The organism is Psychroserpens algicola (genome assembly GCF_014526325.1).
In the GTDB taxonomy this organism is placed as follows: domain Bacteria; phylum Bacteroidota; class Bacteroidia; order Flavobacteriales; family Flavobacteriaceae; genus Psychroserpens; species Psychroserpens algicola.
This window is the reverse complement of the sequence record NZ_JACNMJ010000001.1, coordinates 1,243,305-1,262,121: the sequence shown is the minus strand read 5'-3', so window position 1 is coordinate 1,262,121 and position 18,817 is coordinate 1,243,305. Positions and strand designations below refer to the sequence as shown.

Below are 18,817 nucleotides of genomic sequence, written 5' to 3'. Positions count from 1 at the left end.
TCAAAATAATGAGCTATACAGTTTCACAATTATTGACACAAGACATTACATTTCAACCTATAGAAATTAAAGGTTGGGTAAGAACGTTTAGAGCCAATCGATTTATCGCTTTAAACGATGGTTCTACAATACATAATATACAATGTGTCGTTGATTTTGAAAATACAGATGAAACGATTCTTAAACGCATAACAACTGGTGCTGCTGTTCATATTAAAGGTGAATTGGTAGAGAGTCAAGGAAAGGGTCAAAAGGTAGAAATACAAGTCAACTCTATTGAGATTCTTGGCGATTCAGATCCTGAAGAATATCCTATTCAGCCTAAAAAGCACACCTTTGAATTTCTTCGTGAAAATGCACATTTACGCACACGTACAAGCACTTTTAGCGCTGTAATGCGTTTACGTTCGTCACTATCATTTGCCATTCATAAATATTTTAATGATAATGGGTTTTATTACATGCATACGCCAATTATTACTGGTAGTGATGCTGAAGGTGCAGGTGAAATGTTTAGAGTAAGTGCTTTAGATGCAAAAAACCCGCCTTTAGATGACGACGGAAATGTAAACTATAAAGACGATTTCTTCGGAAAAGAAACCAACCTGACTGTATCTGGGCAATTAGAAGCTGAAACTTATGCGATGTCTTTAGGAAAAGTGTATACATTTGGACCTACATTTAGAGCTGAAAATTCAAATACGTCACGTCATTTAGCTGAGTTTTGGATGATTGAACCTGAAGTCGCGTTTATGGATTTGGCTGGAAATATGGATCTAGCCGAAGACTTTATGAAATCGGTATTAAGCTACGTTTTAGATTATAACAAAGAGGACTTAGAATTCCTTGAAAAACGCTTATTAGATGAGGAAAAAACTAAGCCTCAGGCTGAGCGTTCGGAAATGAGTTTAATTGAGAAAATAAAGTTTGTTGTCGATAACAATTTTAAACGTGTAAGCTATACAGAAGCGATAGAAATATTAAAAAACTGCAAACCAAATAAGAAGAAAAAATTCAACTACATCATTGAAGAATGGGGAGCCGACTTACAAAGTGAGCACGAACGTTTCTTAGTCGAAAAACATTTCAAGTGTCCAGTAATTTTATTTGATTATCCAGCAAATATCAAAGCATTTTATATGCGTTTAAACGAAGATGGTAAAACCGTTCGTGCTATGGATATCTTATTTCCTGGTATTGGAGAAATGGTAGGTGGATCACAACGTGAAGAACGTTTGGATGTTTTAAAAGAAAAAATGAAAGCCTTAAATATTGAAGAAGAAGAATTATGGTGGTACTTAGACTTACGAAAGTATGGTACAGCTGTACATTCTGGCTTTGGGTTAGGATTTGAGCGATTAGTCATGTTTGCCACTGGAATGGGCAATATTAGAGATGTGATTCCTTATCCAAGAACGCCTCAAAATGCAGAATTTTAGGAACTAATATTCATTTATAAAAAAAAAGACCTATTAGAATTAAAACCTAATAGGTCTTTTAAATTATTCTTAAAAGCATTTGATTTTATAAACTTATATCAATAGTTTTTTTAACTTTACTTTAAAGGAAACCAAAACATGCTTAAACAATATTTACAGTTCAAATTATCGCAAAAGTTGTCACCGCAACAAATTCAACTCATGAAGTTGATACAGCTGCCAACACAAGCATTTGAGCAACGCATTAAGCAAGAATTGGAAGAAAATCCAGCTTTAGATACCGGAAAAGAAACCAAAGATGAGGATGCATACGACGAATTTGATAATTCGGAAGATGACTATAATGACAATGAAGAAATTAATACAGAAGACATCAATATTGACGAATATTTGAGTGATGATGATGTCCCTGAATATCGTACTCAAGCTAATAACTATAGTGCTGATGACGAGGAAAAAAATGTACCTTATGCTGCAGGAACTTCTTTTACCCAACATTTGAGGCAACAGTTAAATACGTTCAGACTTAGTGATGAAGAACGTGAGATTGCCGAGTTTCTTGTTGGTAGTGTTGATGAAAGTGGATACATTCGTCGTTCATTGAGTGATATTATGGATGATTTGGCCTTCACTCAAAACGTATTTACCACCGAAGAAAAAATTGAACAAGTATTACACAAAGTCCATCAGCTGGATCCTGCTGGAGTTGGCGCTCGGAATCTTCAAGAGTGTTTAAGCATCCAGCTACACAGAAAAGAAAAGTATCCCGATGTAGAATTGGCCTGCAATATCATTGATAAGGCTTTTGATCAATTCACTAAAAAACATTACAAGAAATTACTTCAAAAATTTGATATTACTGAAGCACAGCTTAGAGATGCTATCGAAGAAATAGAACGTTTAAATCCAAAGCCTGGAGGATCTTATGCTGGAAATAATAAAATCGTAGAGCATGTTGTTCCTGATTTTGCCATTAAAATTGTAGATGGTGAATTAGAATTGACGCTTAACGGAAGAAATGCTCCCGAACTTCACGTATCAAGAGAGTATAGTGACATGATGAAAGGCTATAAAGCATCTAAAGACAAAAGCAAATCTCAAAAAGATGCAGTCATGTTTATCAAACAAAAGCTTGACGCTGCCAAATGGTTTATAGAGGCTATCAAACAACGTCAACAAACTCTTTTTGTAACCATGAGTGCTATTATGCATTATCAAAAAGAATACTTCCTTACAGGTGATGAGCGTAAACTCAAACCTATGATTTTAAAGGATATTGCTGACGAAATTGACATGGATGTATCGACAGTATCTCGTGTAGCAAATAGTAAATACGTAGACACGCCTTATGGTACCAAACTCATCAAAGAATTTTTCAGTGAATCGATGACAAACGATCAAGGTGAAGAAGTATCTACAAGAGAAATCAAGAAAATTTTAGAAACTGTTATAGAGGAAGAGGACAAGAAAAAACCGCTTACTGATGAAAAGTTAGCTACAATCCTAAAGGAAAAAGGCTATCCTATTGCACGTCGAACAGTAGCAAAATATCGTGAACAGCTAGATATTCCAGTGGCGAGATTGCGGAAGAAAATATAATCTCATTAGTTAAAACAAACAGAACGACAAATTGTCGTTCTGTTTCAGTAAAATCTATTTTTTATTTCTTCTATGTATCCATCTATACAAAACATATATGATAGCAAATAATACTACAATATTAAATATTTGCCAAATCGTAAAAGATTGAATATAGTTTATTGCTATAATTGTTTTCATTTAGCTTTATATTTCAATAATTGATATAAGTTCACCTGTTTCTATATTAATCTTTAACTCAAATACCTTAAGCTCTGAGAATACTGTTCCAATACCTTCTGCAAACAAATTGTAATGCAATATCCCTTCAACAGTAACAATAGCCACATTACCTAAAACCGTATAATCACTGGGTAATGAGATTTGTTCCCAGCTACCTCCTAATGTAAAACCTGTAAAACTAGTAATTACATCGGTAATTTCATAATCTTGATTGATACTTTCATCTTTTAGGTTTTGTTTGACATTAATATTTATTAATGCTCTTAGTCCAAGGGAAATTTCAGCTTTTGTTGAAAATTGTCCATTGAGTAATAATTCATTATTTGCATTTAGTTCATACTCAATATCATTTTTATATTCTACAAACTCTTGCACTGTATCAAAATTCATGGCGTTTTCTTCGGTAATAGTTATGTCATAGATATATGTATCACCATCTTCAACAATTGGCTCATATAATTCTGATAAACGAAAATTCATTATATCAGTAAAACTTACTGAGGAATCTGTCATCATTAATATCAATGAACTGTACATAAAATTAATTGAAGCTTCAGTAAAAGAGCTATTTAATAAATAAAAATAAGCTTTTTCAGTAATATTTTCAAATCCTTCAATTTCAAATGGAGAATAGTTATTATTCATATAATTAATAAGTTCTATATCATCTTGATCAAAATCACTTAGACCAAAAGTTTGTTTTAACACATTTACAATATTAACGTTCGGAGTGGTAATAATAAAATCTTCAGGTAAATTAGAAACATCAACATTTCCACCTGTTGTAGTTCCATTTCCACCAGGATCTCCAGGAGCAGAACCTGTGTTGGCCCCTGAGGACCCTCCTCCTCCGTTAAAACCACATGCTTCTGCAATAATCATAGTGTGAGGAACTTGTAATGGCTGTCCGTTTTCATCATTACATGTATCAGCTCCTTGGTTTTCACCTTTGCACTTGTCAACCATAATTGTTACTGTGACGGTTACACAAGAGTAATTTGAACTCTTAGACTGTACAACATTTGTTGTATCATCTATTATGTCATATGTAGTATATGAAATATTACTGTCTAATTCATTGAGGTTTATGTCATTTAAAGGATGGCTTAAATGATGAGTAACTAAAACAGTTTGAATGCTGTCATTTGGATATCGAGAAACAACAATATTTTCTATATAATTGCCCTCTTCTGAATTTAGTACATTAAATGTATATGACTCATACCCCATATCGGTTGAAACAAACTTAACAGATGTTGTATCTATAATAATCTCATGTTGATTATTTTTTGCGATACCGAATTTACCTTTATCAATTCTAGTGGAATTTAATAAATCGACCTTTTGTTTAACCTTATAATCATTAATTGTTGTGTAATTAATCAATTCATAAGTGTCAATTTTAAATTTCATTTTATTTGAGACATTAGACTCTTCTATCATGTCATCATCTTTTTGACAACTAGAGAATAGCATTACACAAATTAAAGTTAATCGTATTAAGTAATTAATATTTGTTTTCATTTTATTGGATTTAATAATTAATATTAATGGATACGCCTTAAGTGTTAATGGCATATCTTTCAAGATCAGATATCAATGAAATTTCAGTTTGATATTCAAATATAGAATATTTTCTATATATTGTGTTATTAGATTTTCAAATAAGATATCGCTTAAACAGATATATTTACTAACTTTAAAACTTTATCATCATGGTTGGAACGCTGATTAAAAAAATTAGAGAGCTAAAAGGGTATTCACAAGAATTTTTAGCAGATCAAATTAACATTTCTCAAAGTGCTTATTCTGATTTAGAAAATAATAAAACTAAAATAGATTTGGTTCGCTTACAAAAAATCGCAAACATCCTAGATACAAATATTTTAGAATTAATAGCGAATAATTCACCGCTAGATTCAAGAAGAATTAAAAGTATCAGTATTTATACATTAAATTTAGATTTGTTCGACCAATTAAAAGATCAATACGAGAAACGGTTAAAAGAAAAAGACATTCTTATTGAACAATTAAAATCACAATTACGTAATTTATAGTTTAAAATCATTTGAACCAAATCCTCAAAAGCATATCATACATTTTTCATCCATTATTGATGCCATTACTCGGTGTGATATTTTATTTTTCAAAATCACCTCGCTTTATTCCAGAACCAGTCATAAAAGCTAAGTTATTTTCAATTACCATTCTTACCGTAATTTTACCAATTCTACTCTTTTATTTATTAAAGACCATAAATAAAGTCCAGTCATTTCACTTAGAAACCGTTAAAGAGCGGCAATTACCTTTAATTATCAATAGTTGTATAATCGTACTTATTTTAGTTCGTGTGCTACCTATTAATGACATTCCAGAATTATATTTCTTTTTTATAGGCATACTTATTTCAACAATAACTTGTCTGGCCTTAGCTCTCGCAAAATTTAAAGCGAGTATACATATGATCGCATCTGCAGGTTTTTTTATGTTTGCAGTTGCTGTGGCCATTCATTTTAAGATAAATATCAATGGAACTATAGCCTTAATGTGTATTATTTTAGGTGCAATTGCTACATCGAGATTACATTTAAAAGCGCATACACCCATTGAGTTAATCGTAGGTTGTTTTGTCGGTTTATTACCTCAACTTGTTTTATTAAATTACTGGATGTAGTTCGGCTTATAAAATGTAGAAAATAAGTCCTATTTTAACTGTATTCATATCAATTGAACTACCACTACTCTCTAGTTTGGCTTCATTGCTAAAAATACTGTTGAGCGCATAATACAAATGAAAATTCACATTAGAGTAACCAGCGCTCAAGGTCAACCCATATTGAAAATCGTTAAAATCATCAATATTAGATAATTTAATTGTATCAGCACTACCATTAAACTTAGAGGAATTATACACTATGTATCCAAATTTAATACCACCATAAATTCGCCAGAAATTATAATCAGTTGGTGTAGATGTTCGCCACCTAAATTCTAAAGGAACCTCTAGAAGGTAAGTCGTAAATTTATTTTTGCTAAATGATACATCACCATCAATGACAGAGTATGCAAAATCGTTATTGAATTTAGAGATTAATAGGGTTTGGTTATATGAGTTGGTTGACAGTCCCAAACCAAGTCCTATGGCAATATTACGTTTATCATTAATTGGCATATCTCTTATGAATCCGAAATGAAAGCCACTCGAAAAACCACTCTGAGAAACACCATCTGGTTTGTTACCAAGTAAATTATAAGTAATAGATACATAGAACTGGTCTTCTCTATACTTATTATCAACAACTTTTATACTATCCTGAACTTTAACATCTGCAATGGGATTATCATTGTCTTGAGCCATCAAGCCAATACAAGGAATCAAAATAAAAAAATACAATAACAGGTGTTTCATATCACAAATATAACTCAATAGTTTAAAGAAAATTTCAGCTCATAACTAAAAAAAGCATCCAAATTTGGATGCTTTAAAATAAATCATATGGTTAGTATTAATTATCGAGTGCACTACCTGTACCTACACTATAATTAATTTTTAACGCATTAGCTTCTCTAAGCTGTTCTTTTATATCTCCAACAATACCCATATTAGCTTCCTTATCAACTTTTAAAGACACGGTCAAGTAATCGACAAGTTCTTCTCTAATTGCTGCTCTTTCGGCATTGATAAAAGCTTTAATTTCACTTATTTCAGCAAATTTATCATTAAGTTGTAATCTAGCTTCGGTTCCGTATTTCTCATAACCTCGAGCTGGTTTACCTGCGTAGATATAACTTATTGGATATTTCTTTTCTAGTTTTTCAACCTGATCGGCTAAAGGTAACCTGTTTTCAATTAAAAGAGTATCTTCTCTCATAACTGTTACTACCATAAAGAAAAACAATAGCATAAAAACAATATCTGGTAAAGATGCTGTATTTACAGCTGGTAAAGCATTGTCTTTTTTACTTTTAAATTTAGACATAATTCTTAATGTTTTTTTTATTGTACTTCAGAAAGCTTTTCAGGATATTCGGCTCTAATTTGATCAATTACAGCTTTTAACTTGTCCTTATCGCCATTGAACTTTGGATCTTTATAATTTTTCTCCATCAATACAAAGTCCATTTCTCTGAATCCTCTTTGAGGTCCGATTTGGAGTGCTCTCTTATTACGCAAATCATTATAGGCAGCTACTAATTCATTTTGCACTGAAATATATGCAGAATAAGATGTTTCTCTTTCGTTTTTAAGAGAGATGATAGCTTTATCAGGATTATCAGATGACTTAGGATCTTTTCTTCCGTTGCAATAGTTACATGTACCATCACCACCATTATCTAAAAACTCGATAGCAGCTTTTCTCAAATCTTTTAACTCCATCAGATCATCCTCTACCAATAACTGATCTTTACCATTTAATAAAACAGTAAAAATATTTTTTTGCTTAATGATAACGTCTTCGTCATTAGGTGGCTCCATTGGAGGTAACTTACGACTAATTCCTGAATCTTTAGGAATTGTAGTTGTCACTAAGAAAAATATAAGAAGTAGGAATGCAATATCTGCCATAGATCCTGCATTAACTTCTGGTGCTGATCGTTTTGCCATAATTAATAATATATTATTTACTTAGCATCTTTTTAACTCCGAAAAACAACATTAAGCCTGCTGCTAACATAATTAAAATGTAAAATGCTTTAATTCCTGCTTCAATCAATTGAGATCCTCCTTCTGAAAGCGTTGTACCATCACTTAATAGTCGCTCTTCACCTGAAGATGCAAACCATGCGATTGCTAGAACTAGAGCAAAAACGCCTAAAGACATTAATGCTTTTTTAAGTTTATCAGGATGGCTAACGAGGTTAACCAAACTAAAAACAACAGCAGATATCGTTGCAATTGCTAAAACAACATAAGCCAAATTCGCAAAACCAGATAATATACCTTGGTTAGCTGGATCAGCCTCGATTGCTTCATCTCCTATCATCATTATTCTTACTAAAAAGAATACTGCAATTAGACCGATTACTAAAGCAACAATTTTGATTATTTTTTGAATATTCATGTTATGTTTGATTTAATAATTGGTTTATTATTTCTTGTGTCTAACTAATAAATCCATTAGTGAGATAGACGCATCTTCCATATCGTTAACGATGCTATCAATTTTTGATATAATGTAATTGTAAAAGATTTGTAATATAATAGCAACAATTAGACCAAATACCGTTGTTAATAAGGCTACTTTAATACCACCCGCTACTAAAGAAGGGTTCATATCACCTGCAGCTTCAATTTTATCAAAGGCATCAATCATACCAAGTACAGTTCCCATGAAACCAAGCATTGGTGCTAAAGCGATGAATAATGATATCCAAGATACATTCTTTTCTAATTGTCCCATTTGAACACCACCATAAGCTACAACAGCTTTTTCAGCAGCATCAATATCTTCATCGGCTCTATCTAATCCTTGATAAAAGATAGATGCAACAGGACCTTTTGTATTTCTACAAACTTCTTTTGCAGCTTCAATTCCACCAGAATTAAGTGCATCTTCTACATTTGCTGTTAATTTCTTTGAATTTGTCGTTGCAAGATTTAAATAGATAATTCTTTCGATAGCAATAGCTAATCCAAGAATTAAACATAGCAATACAATTCCCATAAAGAATGGACCACCTTCAATAAAACGTTCTTTTACTTTTTGAGTAAAAGATTTTTCAGCTGCTGCTGGTTCTTCTTGAAATGATGTGGCAACTGCTGTAGTTGCAGCTTCTACTGTGTAAGCATTTGTACTTGCATTAACAGTACCGAAAGCCATGATACATGCTATGGCTAAGATAGAAAATAGTCTTTTCATCGTTCTTGTTCTTAATTTTATTAGCTAAAGTGTTAAAGATATAAAAAAATTGTAATTAAAAAATAAAAACACCAATTGAGTCGTGAGGTTTAACGTTGTTTCTCTCAATTTGATATTTTATGATGACGAATTTAAATAAAATGTTTTGGATTTATGGTTCTGATTTGAAAAAAACTTACAAATTCTAACAAAATAGTGCAGATAAAAAGTAACAAAACCTCTTTTTTAAAGAAATTTCTTTCCTTATAGCTCGTTTTAAACAACCAACCGACAATCTATATAACGATACGTTTTTGATAAACGCTGTTTAGGAATTACTATTTAAATTGTAGATTAAATAGTAATTATATTACTGAAGCAAGCTTCGACAATCTAAAGGGATGAGCTGCGCTGATCCCAATATGCTATGCTGGTAATACATGCTGTTAGCAAACTCCCGTTTGCTTATGAAAACACCCAAATAAATTTACTGAAGCAAGCTTCGACAGTCTAAAGGGATGAGCTGCGCTGATCCCAATATGCTATGCTGGCAATACATGCTGTTAGCAAACTCCCGTTTGCTTATGAAAACACCCAAATAAATTTACTGAAGCAAGCTTCAATAATCTAAAGGGATGAGCTGCGCTGATCCCAATATGCTATGCTGGTAATACATGCTATTAGCAAACTCCCGTTTGCTTATGAAAACACCCAAATAAATTTACTGAAGCAAGCTTCGATAATCTAAAGGGATGAGCTGCGCTGATCCCAATATGCTATGCTGGCAATACATGCTGTTAGCAAACTCCCGTTTGCTTATGAAAACACCCAAATAAATTTACTGAAGCAAGCTTCAATAATCTAAAGGGATGAGCTGCGCTGATCCCAATATGCTATGCTGGTAATACATGCTATTAGCAAACTCCCGTTTGCTTATGAAAACACCCAAATAAATTTACTGAAGCAAGCTTCGACAAATTTATTTGGGTGTTTTCATGTATTCGCAGAGAGGAAGGGATTCGAACCCTCGATACCCTTTTGGAGTATACACACTTTCCAGGCGTGCGCCTTCGACCACTCGGCCACCTCTCTAGTTTTGAGCATGCAAACATACAACTCAAATTATATTTAAAAAACTTTGATCTTATTTTTTAAGACATTTCACCTCTAAGTGGTGTTTCAAAAATAGTTTTAAACGTTTTAAGAGATACTTTTTCTCCCAGCATAAACATCATTTTAGCAAGAGCTGCTTCTGTTGTGATGTCGTTTCCAGAAATGACACCAATCGATTTTAATTGTGTGCTAGTCTCATATTGTCCCATATTCACACTACCTCCAGCACATTGGGTAATATTTACAATTGGAACACCTCTTTTAATCGTTTCTTTTAATAAGGTGATGAACCAGGACGCTGTTGACGTGTTTCCTGCGCCATAAGTTTCAAGCACTATACCTTTTATATGTGTGAGATTGAATAACGGAGTTAAAACCGATTCTGATATCCCTGGAAATAGCTTTACCAATAGTATATCCGTTTCAAATTGTTTATGAACCACTAATTTTCTTCGAACATTAGGTTTAAACAAATCTTCATAGGATACCTTTAAATGCACACCTGATTCTGCTAAGTGAGGGTAGTTCATAGACTCAAATGCTTCAAAATGTTCTGCATTTATTTTTGTCGTTCGATTTCCGCGATATAATTTATATTCAAAGTACAACCCTACTTCTCTAATCACAGGAACACCTCTCTTTTGTAAAGATGCCATTTGTATGGAAGTAATCAGGTTTTCTTTAGCATCGGTTCTTAAGTCTCCAATTGGTAATTGTGAGCCCGTAAAAATGATAGGCTTTGCTAAATTCTCAAACATAAAACTTAATGCTGAAGCCGAATAGCTCATAGTATCACTACCATGCAATACCACAAAGCCATCAAAAGCGTCATAGTTGTCTTCAATGATTTCAGCAATTTGAACCCAATAGGTGACATTCATATTACTTGAGTCTATTGGCTCTTCAAATGATACGGCGTCAATATTGCAATCTAACAACTTAAGCTCCGGAATGTTTTTTAGTAAATTTTTAAAATCAAACGATTTGAGCGCTCCTGTTTCAGGATGCTTAATCATTCCAATGGTTCCTCCTGTGTAAACTAATAATATGTTAGGCTGATTTGTAGACATATTTATATTCCGAATATTTCTTTGGAATTTTGAGTTGTAATTTCGGCAATTTTTTCTTCGGAAACAGTATAAATTTCACTTAATTTCTCTAAAACTTTAGTGATGTAAGCACTTTCGTTTCGCTTCCCTCTGAAGGGTTTTGGAGCCAGATAAGGCGAATCTGTTTCTAAAACAATATGTTTTAAATCAATGTTATTTAAAAACTGATCAATCTTTCCATTTTTAAAAGTCGCCACACCTCCAATACCTAATTTCATATTATAGGATATGGCTTGATGTGCTTGCTCAAGCGTTCCTGTGAAACAATGAAAAATCCCAAAAAGTTTATCATCTTTCACTTCCTCTAAGACGTCAAAAATCTCATCAAAAGCTTCTCTACAATGAATAACTATAGGCAAACCATAGTGCTTTGCTAAATTAATTTGTTGCTTAAATGCATCTTTTTGAATCTCTAGTGTTGATGTGTCCCAATACAAGTCGATTCCAATTTCACCAACCGCATAAAAATGACGCTTGGCTAACATGGCTTCAACATGCTTTAGCTCTTCCTTATAATTAGCTTTTACTGATGTAGGATGCAAACCCATCATTAAAAACACATGCTCAGGAAAATCAGACTCAAGCTGTAACATTGCATCGGTATATCCCGAATCTATAGCTGGAATAAAAAAGCGCGTTACGTTTTGTGCCATAGCACGTTGTATCATATCGTGTCGATCCTCATCAAAAGCATCACTATATAAATGTGTATGTGTGTCTGTAATTATCATTTTGCAAAAATAAATGAATAAATAATAATTTCCGTAGGTAAATGCATTCCTATTATATTTGCTTTAAAATTGCAGCAATGGAAACGCTAAAAGACTATTTGTTAGATAAAGGTTATACTAAAGTGAAATTAAAACTCACTAAAACCAATCATTTTGAAATCAAGGCAAAGATTAATGGTGTTACAGGTCTGTTCATTTTAGATACAGGAGCCTCAAATTCTTGTGTAGGTTTTGATGCCATTGAGACTTTTAATTTGATTGCAAAAGACTCTGAGGTCAAGGCTGCTGGTGCTGGAGCGACTGATATGCTCACTCAGGTGTCAAAAAAGAACACTCTTAAAATTGGCAAATGGAAAAAAGAGAAAGTCGCTTTAATCTTGTTCAATCTTACACACGTCAACACAGCGCTTACAACGCATAATGCACAGCCTGTAGATGGAATAATTGGTGCTGATATTTTAAAAAAATCGAAGGCTATAATAGATTATGAAAAAAAATACTTGTACTTAAAATTATAAGAAAAGATAAAATCTCATTATCTTTATATAAAATCCCTCACAATAACAGCCCTATGTCGACGTCAATTATCATAGCAGACGATCATCCACTCATTCTTAAAGGTCTTAATGACTTTCTTCTTGAAAAACATTTTAATGTTATTGCTAGTGCAAAAAACGGAAAGGAAGCGTTTACGCTCATAAATGCCCATAAGCCTGATATTGCTATTTTAGACATTCAGATGCCTATACTAACAGGTTTACAGGTTGCTGAAAAATGTAAAACAATAGGTTTAAAAACAAAAATTATAATCATCACTTTTGAAAAAAGTGAAGACATCTATAATAAAGCCAAATCTCTTGGTATCTACGGATACATTCTTAAGGAATTTGCTATCGCTGAAATAGAAAATTGTATTGCTTCTGTACTAGAAGAGCGATCTTATTTTAGTCCAGAACTTATAGAGTATCTCGAAATAACTGAAACGCCAGACGAATTAAAAACGCTTACAGATACCGAAATGAAAGTACTGAAACTTATAGCGTTGAATAAAACTGCAAAAGAGATTGGAAAGGACTTATTTATCTCAGATCGCACAGTAGAAAAACATAAAAGTCATATACGTACAAAGCTAAAACTAGAATCAAAAGCCAATAGTATTGTATTATATGCAAAAGAATATGAAGAATTTTTATCAAAATATACGTAGAACTACGTATTGACTTCCCTTTTTTTAATGCTGATATTTGTGTCAGCTATTAATTCTTATAGGGAGAATTAAATCACAAAACTCTGAATTGTTAAAACGATTCAGAGTTTTTTTTTGAAAAACAGGTAAATATACCTATTGACTTCATATGCTTTAATATGGATATTTACACATCTATTAATTTCTAAGGGAGAATTTAATTTATCTAAAACTCTAAATCAATTTTTTGGTTTAGAGTTTTTTTATGTATTCCAAAAATATACGTAGAACTACGTATTGATTGGTGTTGCATTAATAGCGATTTTTGTAATGCTATTAATCAATTTCCTTTCTTAAAAAAAGGATTAAAGCTCTAAACTGTTTTTGGTTTAGAGCTTTTTTGTTTTTAACCTTCATCGGGAACACATCTTTAACAAAAAAATTAATAAAAAATCAAAATATACGTAGAACTACGTATTGTCTGACATGCTTATAATGTCGAATTTTACACCAGAGTTATTAGAATTAGAGGGATTTTTTTATGGTAACTCTATTAATTAATTAGGGTATATAAGGCTCTGAGTGTCTTCATAAGCTCAGAGCTTTATTGAAAACAAAAAACATTTAATTTAAAACATATAAAAAATGGAAACGATGAAAAACAAACAAAGTCTAACAAACAGAATATTTATTGTAGGCTTAATCTTTAGTGCCATTTTAATAATATCAATTAACATTCTTGTTAATTTTTTTTAGTTATTAGTTAGTTATTTTTTATTAGGAAGAAAAAGCCCAATTCAAACTTTGAATTGGGCTTTTTTATATACGTTAACTAATGTTAAGCTTACATTTCTAAAGCTTTCTTCACATCATTATTCATTAATAATTCTTCAGGGTTTTCCAGTGCTTCTTTAACAGCAACTAAGAAACCAACAGATTCTTTACCATCAATAATTCTATGATCATAAGATAAGGCCACATACATGATTGGTCTGATCTCAACTTTTCCGTCAATCGCAACAGGACGCTCAACGATGTTGTGCATTCCTAAGATTCCACTTTGTGGCGGATTGATAATTGGTGTCGATAACATACTTCCAAAGACACCACCATTAGAAATGGTAAATGTTCCTCCTGTCATTTCATCAACAGTAATTTGTCCGTCACGAGCACGAATCGCTAAACGCTTTACTTCAGACTCTACGCCTCTGAAACTTAAGTTTTCAGCATTTCTAATTACTGGCACCATTAATCCTTTAGGACCAGATACTGCTATAGAAATATCAACAAAGTCATAGCTCAACATCTCTTTACCATCAATCATAGAATTCACGGCTGGATATAATTTTAATGCACGAACTACGGCTAATGTAAAGAAACTCATAAACCCAAGGCCTACACCGTGTTTCGCTTTAAAGTCTTCTTTATATTGCTTACGTAATTCAAAAATAGGTGACATATCAACTTCGTTAAACGTCGTTAACATGGCAGTTGTATTTTTTGCTTCTACTAAACGCTCAGCAACCTTACGACGTAACATTGACATTTTACTTCTCGATGTCCCACGATTTCCTCCTGTTGGTGTTCCCATTGATGGTACAGCATTTACTGCGTCATCTTTAGTAATACGACCATCTCTTCCTGTTCCGGAAACTGAAGAAGACTCAATACCTTTTTCGTCTAATATCTTTTTTGCTGCCGGACTCGCAACACCTGAAGCGTAGGTGCCTTTTGCTGGGTTTGGTGCTTTTTCATGGTTAGATGAATTAGGTGTCGCTTTTTGATCTTTAGCTAAATCCTTTTCTGCATTAGCATTACCTCCTTCGTCTCCACCACCATAAGTAGCTGGTGCATCATCTCCACCTTCAGGTTTAGCAGCACTTGTATCAATTAAGCACACAACAGCTCCAACCTCAACAGCATCGCCTTCTTCTGCTTTAAGTGTAATTGTTCCGCTTGCTTCAGCAGGCAACTCTAATGTAGCTTTATCACTATCAACTTCAGCAATGGCTTGATCTTTTTCAACATAATCGCCATCGGCAACTAACCATTCAGCAATTTCTACTTCTGTGATTGATTCTCCTGGTGAAGGAACTTTCATTTCTAAAATCATCGTTCTATAATTTTATTTTAAGCGTTTGTATCGGTTTATATTTTAGTAATCTAACGTTGGTTGTTTTTGGTTTTATCAAAGACATAATCAATCACTTCCTGGTGGCGTTTTTTAGAACGCACACTACTTCCTGCTGCTGGCGCTCCATAAGGTCGACGCGTAGCTGCTCTAAATGATTTAGCCTCATCTAAGTGCATTAAGATATGACCATAAGCTCCCATGTTTCTTGGTTCTTCTTGGGCCCAAACAATATCTTCTGCATTTTTATATTTTGCAATGACATCTTTAATTTGTTGCTCTGGTAACGGGAATAATTGTTCTATTCGCACCAATGCTACATCCTCTCTTTTAAGGTCTTCTCTCTCCTCTAATAAGTCGTAATAGAATTTACCTGTTACAAATACCAGAGTCTTAACCTTATCTGTCTTAACTGAAGCATCATCAATAACCATTTGGAAGCTTCCATTTGCAAATTCATCTACAGTAGAAACGACTAAAGGATGACGTAACAAACTTTTAGGTGTAAACACGATTAAAGGCTTTCTAAATTCGGCCTTCATTTGCTTACGTAATAAATGGTACATGTTTGCAGGCGTTGTACAGTCCATAACAAACATATTATCTTTTGCGCATAACTGTAAGTAACGTTCCATACGACCTGAAGAGTGCTCGGCACCTTGACCTTCATAACCGTGAGGTAACAACATGACTAAACCGTTTTGAAGTTTCCATTTGTCTTCAGCTGCGGAAATGTATTGATCTAACATAATCTGAGCACCATTACTAAAATCGCCAAATTGTGCTTCCCAGATAACCAATGTTTTCGGACTAGCCATAGCATATCCATAATCAAAACCAACGACTCCATATTCTGAAAGCAATGAATTATAGATAAAAAATTGACCTTGCTTGTCACTGATTTGATTAAGCAATAAAATCTCTTCTTCGCTATCTTCAACTTTAACTACAGCATGCCGGTGTGAAAACGTCCCACGCTCAACATCCTGACCCGAAATACGAACATCGTAACCTTCTTCTAATAAAGTTCCATAAGCTAAATGTTCAGCCATGGCCCAATCTAGCTTGTCCTCGTCAAACATGGTTTGGCGAGATTGTACTAAACGTTCAATTTTTCGGATAAACTTTTTGTCTTCTGGTAAGTTTGAAATCACTTTTGTGATTTTAGCCAAACCTTCTTTAGGATAAGTCGTATCAACAGCCTGAAGCATTTTATCTTCAATAACAGTTTGATAATTCACCCATTCATCTTGCATAAATGGTGTGATAACTGTTTTATCAATTTTTCTGGAATCTTCAAGATTTTCTTCCAGTTTATCTTTGTATTCTTTTTCTAGTTGCGATACATATTGTTTATCAATAACACCTTCAGCTATTAGCTTTTCAGCATAAATATCTCTTGGGTTTTTATGTTTTGAAATCGCTTTGTATAATTTTGGTTGTGTAAAACGTGGTTCGTCACCTTCATTATGGCCATACTTTCTGTAACCCAGTAAATCGATAAAGACATCACGCTTAAACTTCATTCTAAAATGGAGTGCAAATAGCATGGCATGAACCACAGCTTCCGCATCATCAGCATTAACATGTAAAACCGGAGACAAGGTCACTTTACCAACATCTGTACAGTAAGTACTTGATCGTCCGTCGAGATAATTAGTTGTAAATCCGATTTGATTATTAACCACTATATGTATCGTTCCGTTTGTTTTATAGCCATCTAACTTAGCCATTTGAACAACTTCGTAAACTAAGCCTTGACCAGAAATTGCAGCATCACCATGCACTACAATTGGTAGTACTTGCGATGGATTATCTGGATATTTATCGTCTTGTTTTGCTCTTACAATACCTTCAACAACAGCACCAACTGTTTCAAGGTGAGACGGGTTTGGAGCGATATTCAGATTAATTTCTTTTCCGTTATCGCTTACACGATTACTCGTCCAGCCTAAATGGTATTTTACATCACCATCAAACACTTCTTGCTCGTAATCTTTTCCATCAAATTCACTAAAAATGTCTTTAGCAGATTTTCCGAAGATATTGGTTAAAGTACTCAAACGACCACGGTGTGCCATTCCCATAACAAACTCCTTAACACCATGAACAGAGGCATTTTCAATAAGTGAGTCTAATGCAGGAATCAACGATTCGTTTCCTTCTAAAGAGAAACGTTTTTGTCCAACATACTTGGTATGTAAAAAACTCTCAAAAGAGACAGCTTCGTTTAGTTTTTTGAGAATATGCTTTTTTTCTTCAGCAGAAAATCGAGGTTGATTATCATTAATATTCAACTTGTTTTGAATCCATTGAATCTCTAATGGATTTCTAATATACATATACTCAACACCAATGGAGTCGCAATAAATGCTTTCCAGGTGCCTGATAATTTCTTTTAAAGTTTGTTTCCCAATCCCTAGCGTTTCACCTGCATTAAATTCGGTGTCTAAATCTGCTTTAGAAAGGCCAAAATTTTCAATTGCTAAAGTCGGCTCGTATTTTCTACGATCTCTAACAGGGTTGGTTTTCGTAAATAAATGACCTCGACTTCTATAGCCATCGATCAGTTTTACAACCTGAAATTCTTTTTGTACGTGCTCTGGAATTTGTGCAGAAACACCTTCTACAATATCACCTTCCATGCCGTAGGTCTCGCTTCCAAAGTCGTAACCTTGAAAAAAAGCTCTCCAGCTTGGTTCTACAGAATCAGGATGTTTTTGGTATTGTTCGTATAAATCAGCAAAGTATGCTGTATGTGCTGCGTTTAAAAAGGAATATTTATCCATTATTTGATGTGAGTCGTTTTCGCTTCAACAAAATTTAAACAAAAATACAACAATTACTAAAAATAGGTGCGTTTTTGATATATTTATGAATGTATTTTAACTCAAATTTTGGATTATGAACTTTTCACATCTATTAAAAATGAAAACCTTAGTTTTTGTATTCGTTTTTATGAATTTTTCAATTGTTGCTTTTTCTCAAAATCAAAATTCTGATCGACAAACTAATTTTTGGGAACATGTGCGTTTTGGAGGTGGTATAGGCTTGAGTTTTGGAGACGGTTTTTTTAGTGGCACATTAGCGCCGAGTGCTATATATCAATTTAATTCAGAATTCGCTATGGGATTAGGTCTCAATGGAACCTACAATAAGCAAAAGAATGTTTTTAAGTCGACCATATTTGGCGCGAGTGTTATTGGTTTGTACAACCCTATTCCCGAACTTCAGTTATCAGGTGAATTTGAAGAATTAAATGTGAGTCGGAAGTTTGACAATTCGGCTTTCGAAGATCAAAATTACTGGTATCCTGCACTTTTTGCAGGCATTGGATATCGCAGTAATAATATAACATTAGGCATTCGATATGATGTGTTATATGACAGAGAAAAAAGTATTTATGCTGATCCCTGGATGCCTTTTATAAGAGTGTTTTTCTAAATT

General features: G+C 33.4%; 17 protein-coding genes and 1 tRNA gene. 7 read left to right on the top strand and 11 right to left on the bottom strand.

What is annotated here, in order from left to right; genetic code table 11:
* The first annotated feature begins 8 nt into the window (after positions 1-8).
* The gene (gene asnS / locus H7350_RS05320) at positions 9-1,439 is read left to right on the top strand and encodes an asparagine--tRNA ligase (RefSeq protein ID WP_204344816.1); all 1,431 of its coding nucleotides are present in this window, start codon (positions 9-11) and stop codon (positions 1,437-1,439) included.
* 138 nt (positions 1,440-1,577) lie between these two features.
* Positions 1,578-3,038, top strand: a complete 1,461-nt coding sequence (gene rpoN, locus H7350_RS05315) for an RNA polymerase factor sigma-54 (RefSeq protein ID WP_204344815.1) — start codon at positions 1,578-1,580, stop codon at positions 3,036-3,038.
* A 186-nt stretch (positions 3,039-3,224) separates the two neighbouring features.
* Here the strand turns inward: rpoN and H7350_RS05310 are convergent, their stop codons facing one another.
* A complete protein-coding gene (locus H7350_RS05310) occupies positions 3,225-4,838 on the bottom strand; it encodes a hypothetical protein (protein ID WP_204344814.1) in 1,614 nt (537 codons plus the stop codon).
* Between the two features lie 137 nt (positions 4,839-4,975).
* Here H7350_RS05310 and H7350_RS05305 point away from each other — a divergent pair, with 137 nt between their 5' ends.
* Both H7350_RS05305 and H7350_RS05300 read left to right on the top strand, forming a co-directional pair.
* On the top strand, positions 4,976-5,317 hold the full coding sequence (locus tag H7350_RS05305; RefSeq protein WP_204344813.1) for a helix-turn-helix domain-containing protein: 342 nt from the start codon (positions 4,976-4,978) through the stop codon (positions 5,315-5,317).
* An 11-nt stretch (positions 5,318-5,328) separates the two neighbouring features.
* Positions 5,329-5,934: a hypothetical protein gene (locus tag H7350_RS05300; RefSeq protein ID WP_235989265.1), complete on the top strand. Its 606-nt coding sequence runs from the start codon at positions 5,329-5,331 to the stop codon at positions 5,932-5,934.
* 6 nt (positions 5,935-5,940) lie between these two features.
* On the opposite strand, the gene H7350_RS05295 is transcribed toward H7350_RS05300, so the two are convergent.
* The 8 genes from H7350_RS05295 to H7350_RS05260 form a co-directional block, all read right to left on the bottom strand.
* Positions 5,941-6,669 carry a porin family protein gene (locus tag H7350_RS05295; RefSeq protein ID WP_204344812.1) on the bottom strand — a complete coding sequence of 243 codons (729 nt, stop codon included), beginning with the start codon at positions 6,667-6,669 and terminating at the stop codon, positions 5,941-5,943.
* Between the two features lie 97 nt (positions 6,670-6,766).
* Positions 6,767-7,240, bottom strand: coding sequence for an ExbD/TolR family protein (locus H7350_RS05290; RefSeq protein ID WP_204344811.1), 474 nt, complete (start codon positions 7,238-7,240; stop codon positions 6,767-6,769).
* 17 nt (positions 7,241-7,257) lie between these two features.
* Positions 7,258-7,866: an ExbD/TolR family protein gene (locus H7350_RS05285; RefSeq protein WP_204344810.1), complete on the bottom strand. Its 609-nt coding sequence runs from the start codon at positions 7,864-7,866 to the stop codon at positions 7,258-7,260.
* Between the two features lie 13 nt (positions 7,867-7,879).
* A complete protein-coding gene (locus H7350_RS05280) occupies positions 7,880-8,323 on the bottom strand; it encodes a hypothetical protein (RefSeq protein WP_204344809.1) in 444 nt (147 codons plus the stop codon).
* Between the two features lie 27 nt (positions 8,324-8,350).
* Complete coding sequence (locus H7350_RS05275; RefSeq protein WP_204344808.1) at positions 8,351-9,121, bottom strand: MotA/TolQ/ExbB proton channel family protein; 771 nt, start codon at positions 9,119-9,121, stop codon at positions 8,351-8,353.
* A gap of 983 nt (positions 9,122-10,104) precedes the next feature.
* Positions 10,105-10,192 (bottom strand) — tRNA-Ser (locus H7350_RS05270).
* A gap of 59 nt (positions 10,193-10,251) precedes the next feature.
* The gene (locus H7350_RS05265; protein WP_204344807.1) at positions 10,252-11,283 is read right to left on the bottom strand and encodes an asparaginase; all 1,032 of its coding nucleotides are present in this window, start codon (positions 11,281-11,283) and stop codon (positions 10,252-10,254) included.
* A 2-nt stretch (positions 11,284-11,285) separates the two neighbouring features.
* Positions 11,286-12,053, bottom strand: coding sequence for a TatD family hydrolase (locus tag H7350_RS05260; protein WP_204344806.1), 768 nt, complete (start codon positions 12,051-12,053; stop codon positions 11,286-11,288).
* 77 nt (positions 12,054-12,130) lie between these two features.
* On the opposite strand from H7350_RS05260, the gene H7350_RS05255 reads away from it, so the two are divergent.
* A complete protein-coding gene (locus H7350_RS05255; RefSeq protein ID WP_204344805.1) occupies positions 12,131-12,571 on the top strand; it encodes a retropepsin-like aspartic protease in 441 nt (146 codons plus the stop codon).
* Positions 12,572-12,624: 53 nt separating this feature from the next.
* Positions 12,625-13,260 carry a response regulator gene (locus H7350_RS05250; RefSeq protein ID WP_204344804.1) on the top strand — a complete coding sequence of 212 codons (636 nt, stop codon included), beginning with the start codon at positions 12,625-12,627 and terminating at the stop codon, positions 13,258-13,260.
* Between the two features lie 823 nt (positions 13,261-14,083).
* On the opposite strand, the gene odhB is transcribed toward H7350_RS05250, so the two are convergent.
* Both odhB and H7350_RS05240 read right to left on the bottom strand, forming a co-directional pair.
* The gene (gene odhB / locus H7350_RS05245; RefSeq protein ID WP_204344803.1) at positions 14,084-15,352 is read right to left on the bottom strand and encodes a 2-oxoglutarate dehydrogenase complex dihydrolipoyllysine-residue succinyltransferase; all 1,269 of its coding nucleotides are present in this window, start codon (positions 15,350-15,352) and stop codon (positions 14,084-14,086) included.
* Between the two features lie 50 nt (positions 15,353-15,402).
* Positions 15,403-18,159, bottom strand: a complete 2,757-nt coding sequence (locus H7350_RS05240; protein ID WP_204344802.1) for a 2-oxoglutarate dehydrogenase E1 component — start codon at positions 18,157-18,159, stop codon at positions 15,403-15,405.
* Between the two features lie 139 nt (positions 18,160-18,298).
* Here H7350_RS05240 and H7350_RS05235 point away from each other — a divergent pair, with 139 nt between their 5' ends.
* A complete protein-coding gene (locus H7350_RS05235; RefSeq protein WP_235989264.1) occupies positions 18,299-18,814 on the top strand; it encodes an alpha-ketoglutarate decarboxylase in 516 nt (171 codons plus the stop codon).
* The last annotated feature ends 3 nt before the right edge of the window (positions 18,815-18,817 follow it).

Bases quoted from the DNA above. Each gene is read 5' to 3' on its own strand.
- asnS (WP_204344816.1), top strand. From the start codon at position 9: ATGAGCTATACAGTTTCACAATTATTGACACAAGACATTACATTTCAA.
- rpoN (WP_204344815.1), top strand. From the start codon at position 1,578: ATGCTTAAACAATATTTACAGTTCAAATTATCGCAAAAGTTGTCACCG.
- H7350_RS05310 (WP_204344814.1), bottom strand. From the start codon at position 4,838: ATGCCATTAACACTTAAGGCGTATCCATTAATATTAATTATTAAATCC.
- H7350_RS05305 (WP_204344813.1), top strand. From the start codon at position 4,976: ATGGTTGGAACGCTGATTAAAAAAATTAGAGAGCTAAAAGGGTATTCA.
- H7350_RS05295 (WP_204344812.1), bottom strand. From the start codon at position 6,669: ATGAAACACCTGTTATTGTATTTTTTTATTTTGATTCCTTGTATTGGC.
- H7350_RS05290 (WP_204344811.1), bottom strand. From the start codon at position 7,240: ATGTCTAAATTTAAAAGTAAAAAAGACAATGCTTTACCAGCTGTAAAT.
- H7350_RS05285 (WP_204344810.1), bottom strand. From the start codon at position 7,866: ATGGCAAAACGATCAGCACCAGAAGTTAATGCAGGATCTATGGCAGAT.
- H7350_RS05280 (WP_204344809.1), bottom strand. From the start codon at position 8,323: ATGAATATTCAAAAAATAATCAAAATTGTTGCTTTAGTAATCGGTCTA.
- H7350_RS05275 (WP_204344808.1), bottom strand. From the start codon at position 9,121: ATGAAAAGACTATTTTCTATCTTAGCCATAGCATGTATCATGGCTTTC.
- H7350_RS05265 (WP_204344807.1), bottom strand. From the start codon at position 11,283: ATGTCTACAAATCAGCCTAACATATTATTAGTTTACACAGGAGGAACC.
- H7350_RS05260 (WP_204344806.1), bottom strand. From the start codon at position 12,053: ATGATAATTACAGACACACATACACATTTATATAGTGATGCTTTTGAT.
- H7350_RS05255 (WP_204344805.1), top strand. From the start codon at position 12,131: ATGGAAACGCTAAAAGACTATTTGTTAGATAAAGGTTATACTAAAGTG.
- H7350_RS05250 (WP_204344804.1), top strand. From the start codon at position 12,625: ATGTCGACGTCAATTATCATAGCAGACGATCATCCACTCATTCTTAAA.
- odhB (WP_204344803.1), bottom strand. From the start codon at position 15,352: ATGATTTTAGAAATGAAAGTTCCTTCACCAGGAGAATCAATCACAGAA.
- H7350_RS05240 (WP_204344802.1), bottom strand. From the start codon at position 18,159: ATGGATAAATATTCCTTTTTAAACGCAGCACATACAGCATACTTTGCT.
- H7350_RS05235 (WP_235989264.1), top strand. From the start codon at position 18,299: ATGAAAACCTTAGTTTTTGTATTCGTTTTTATGAATTTTTCAATTGTT.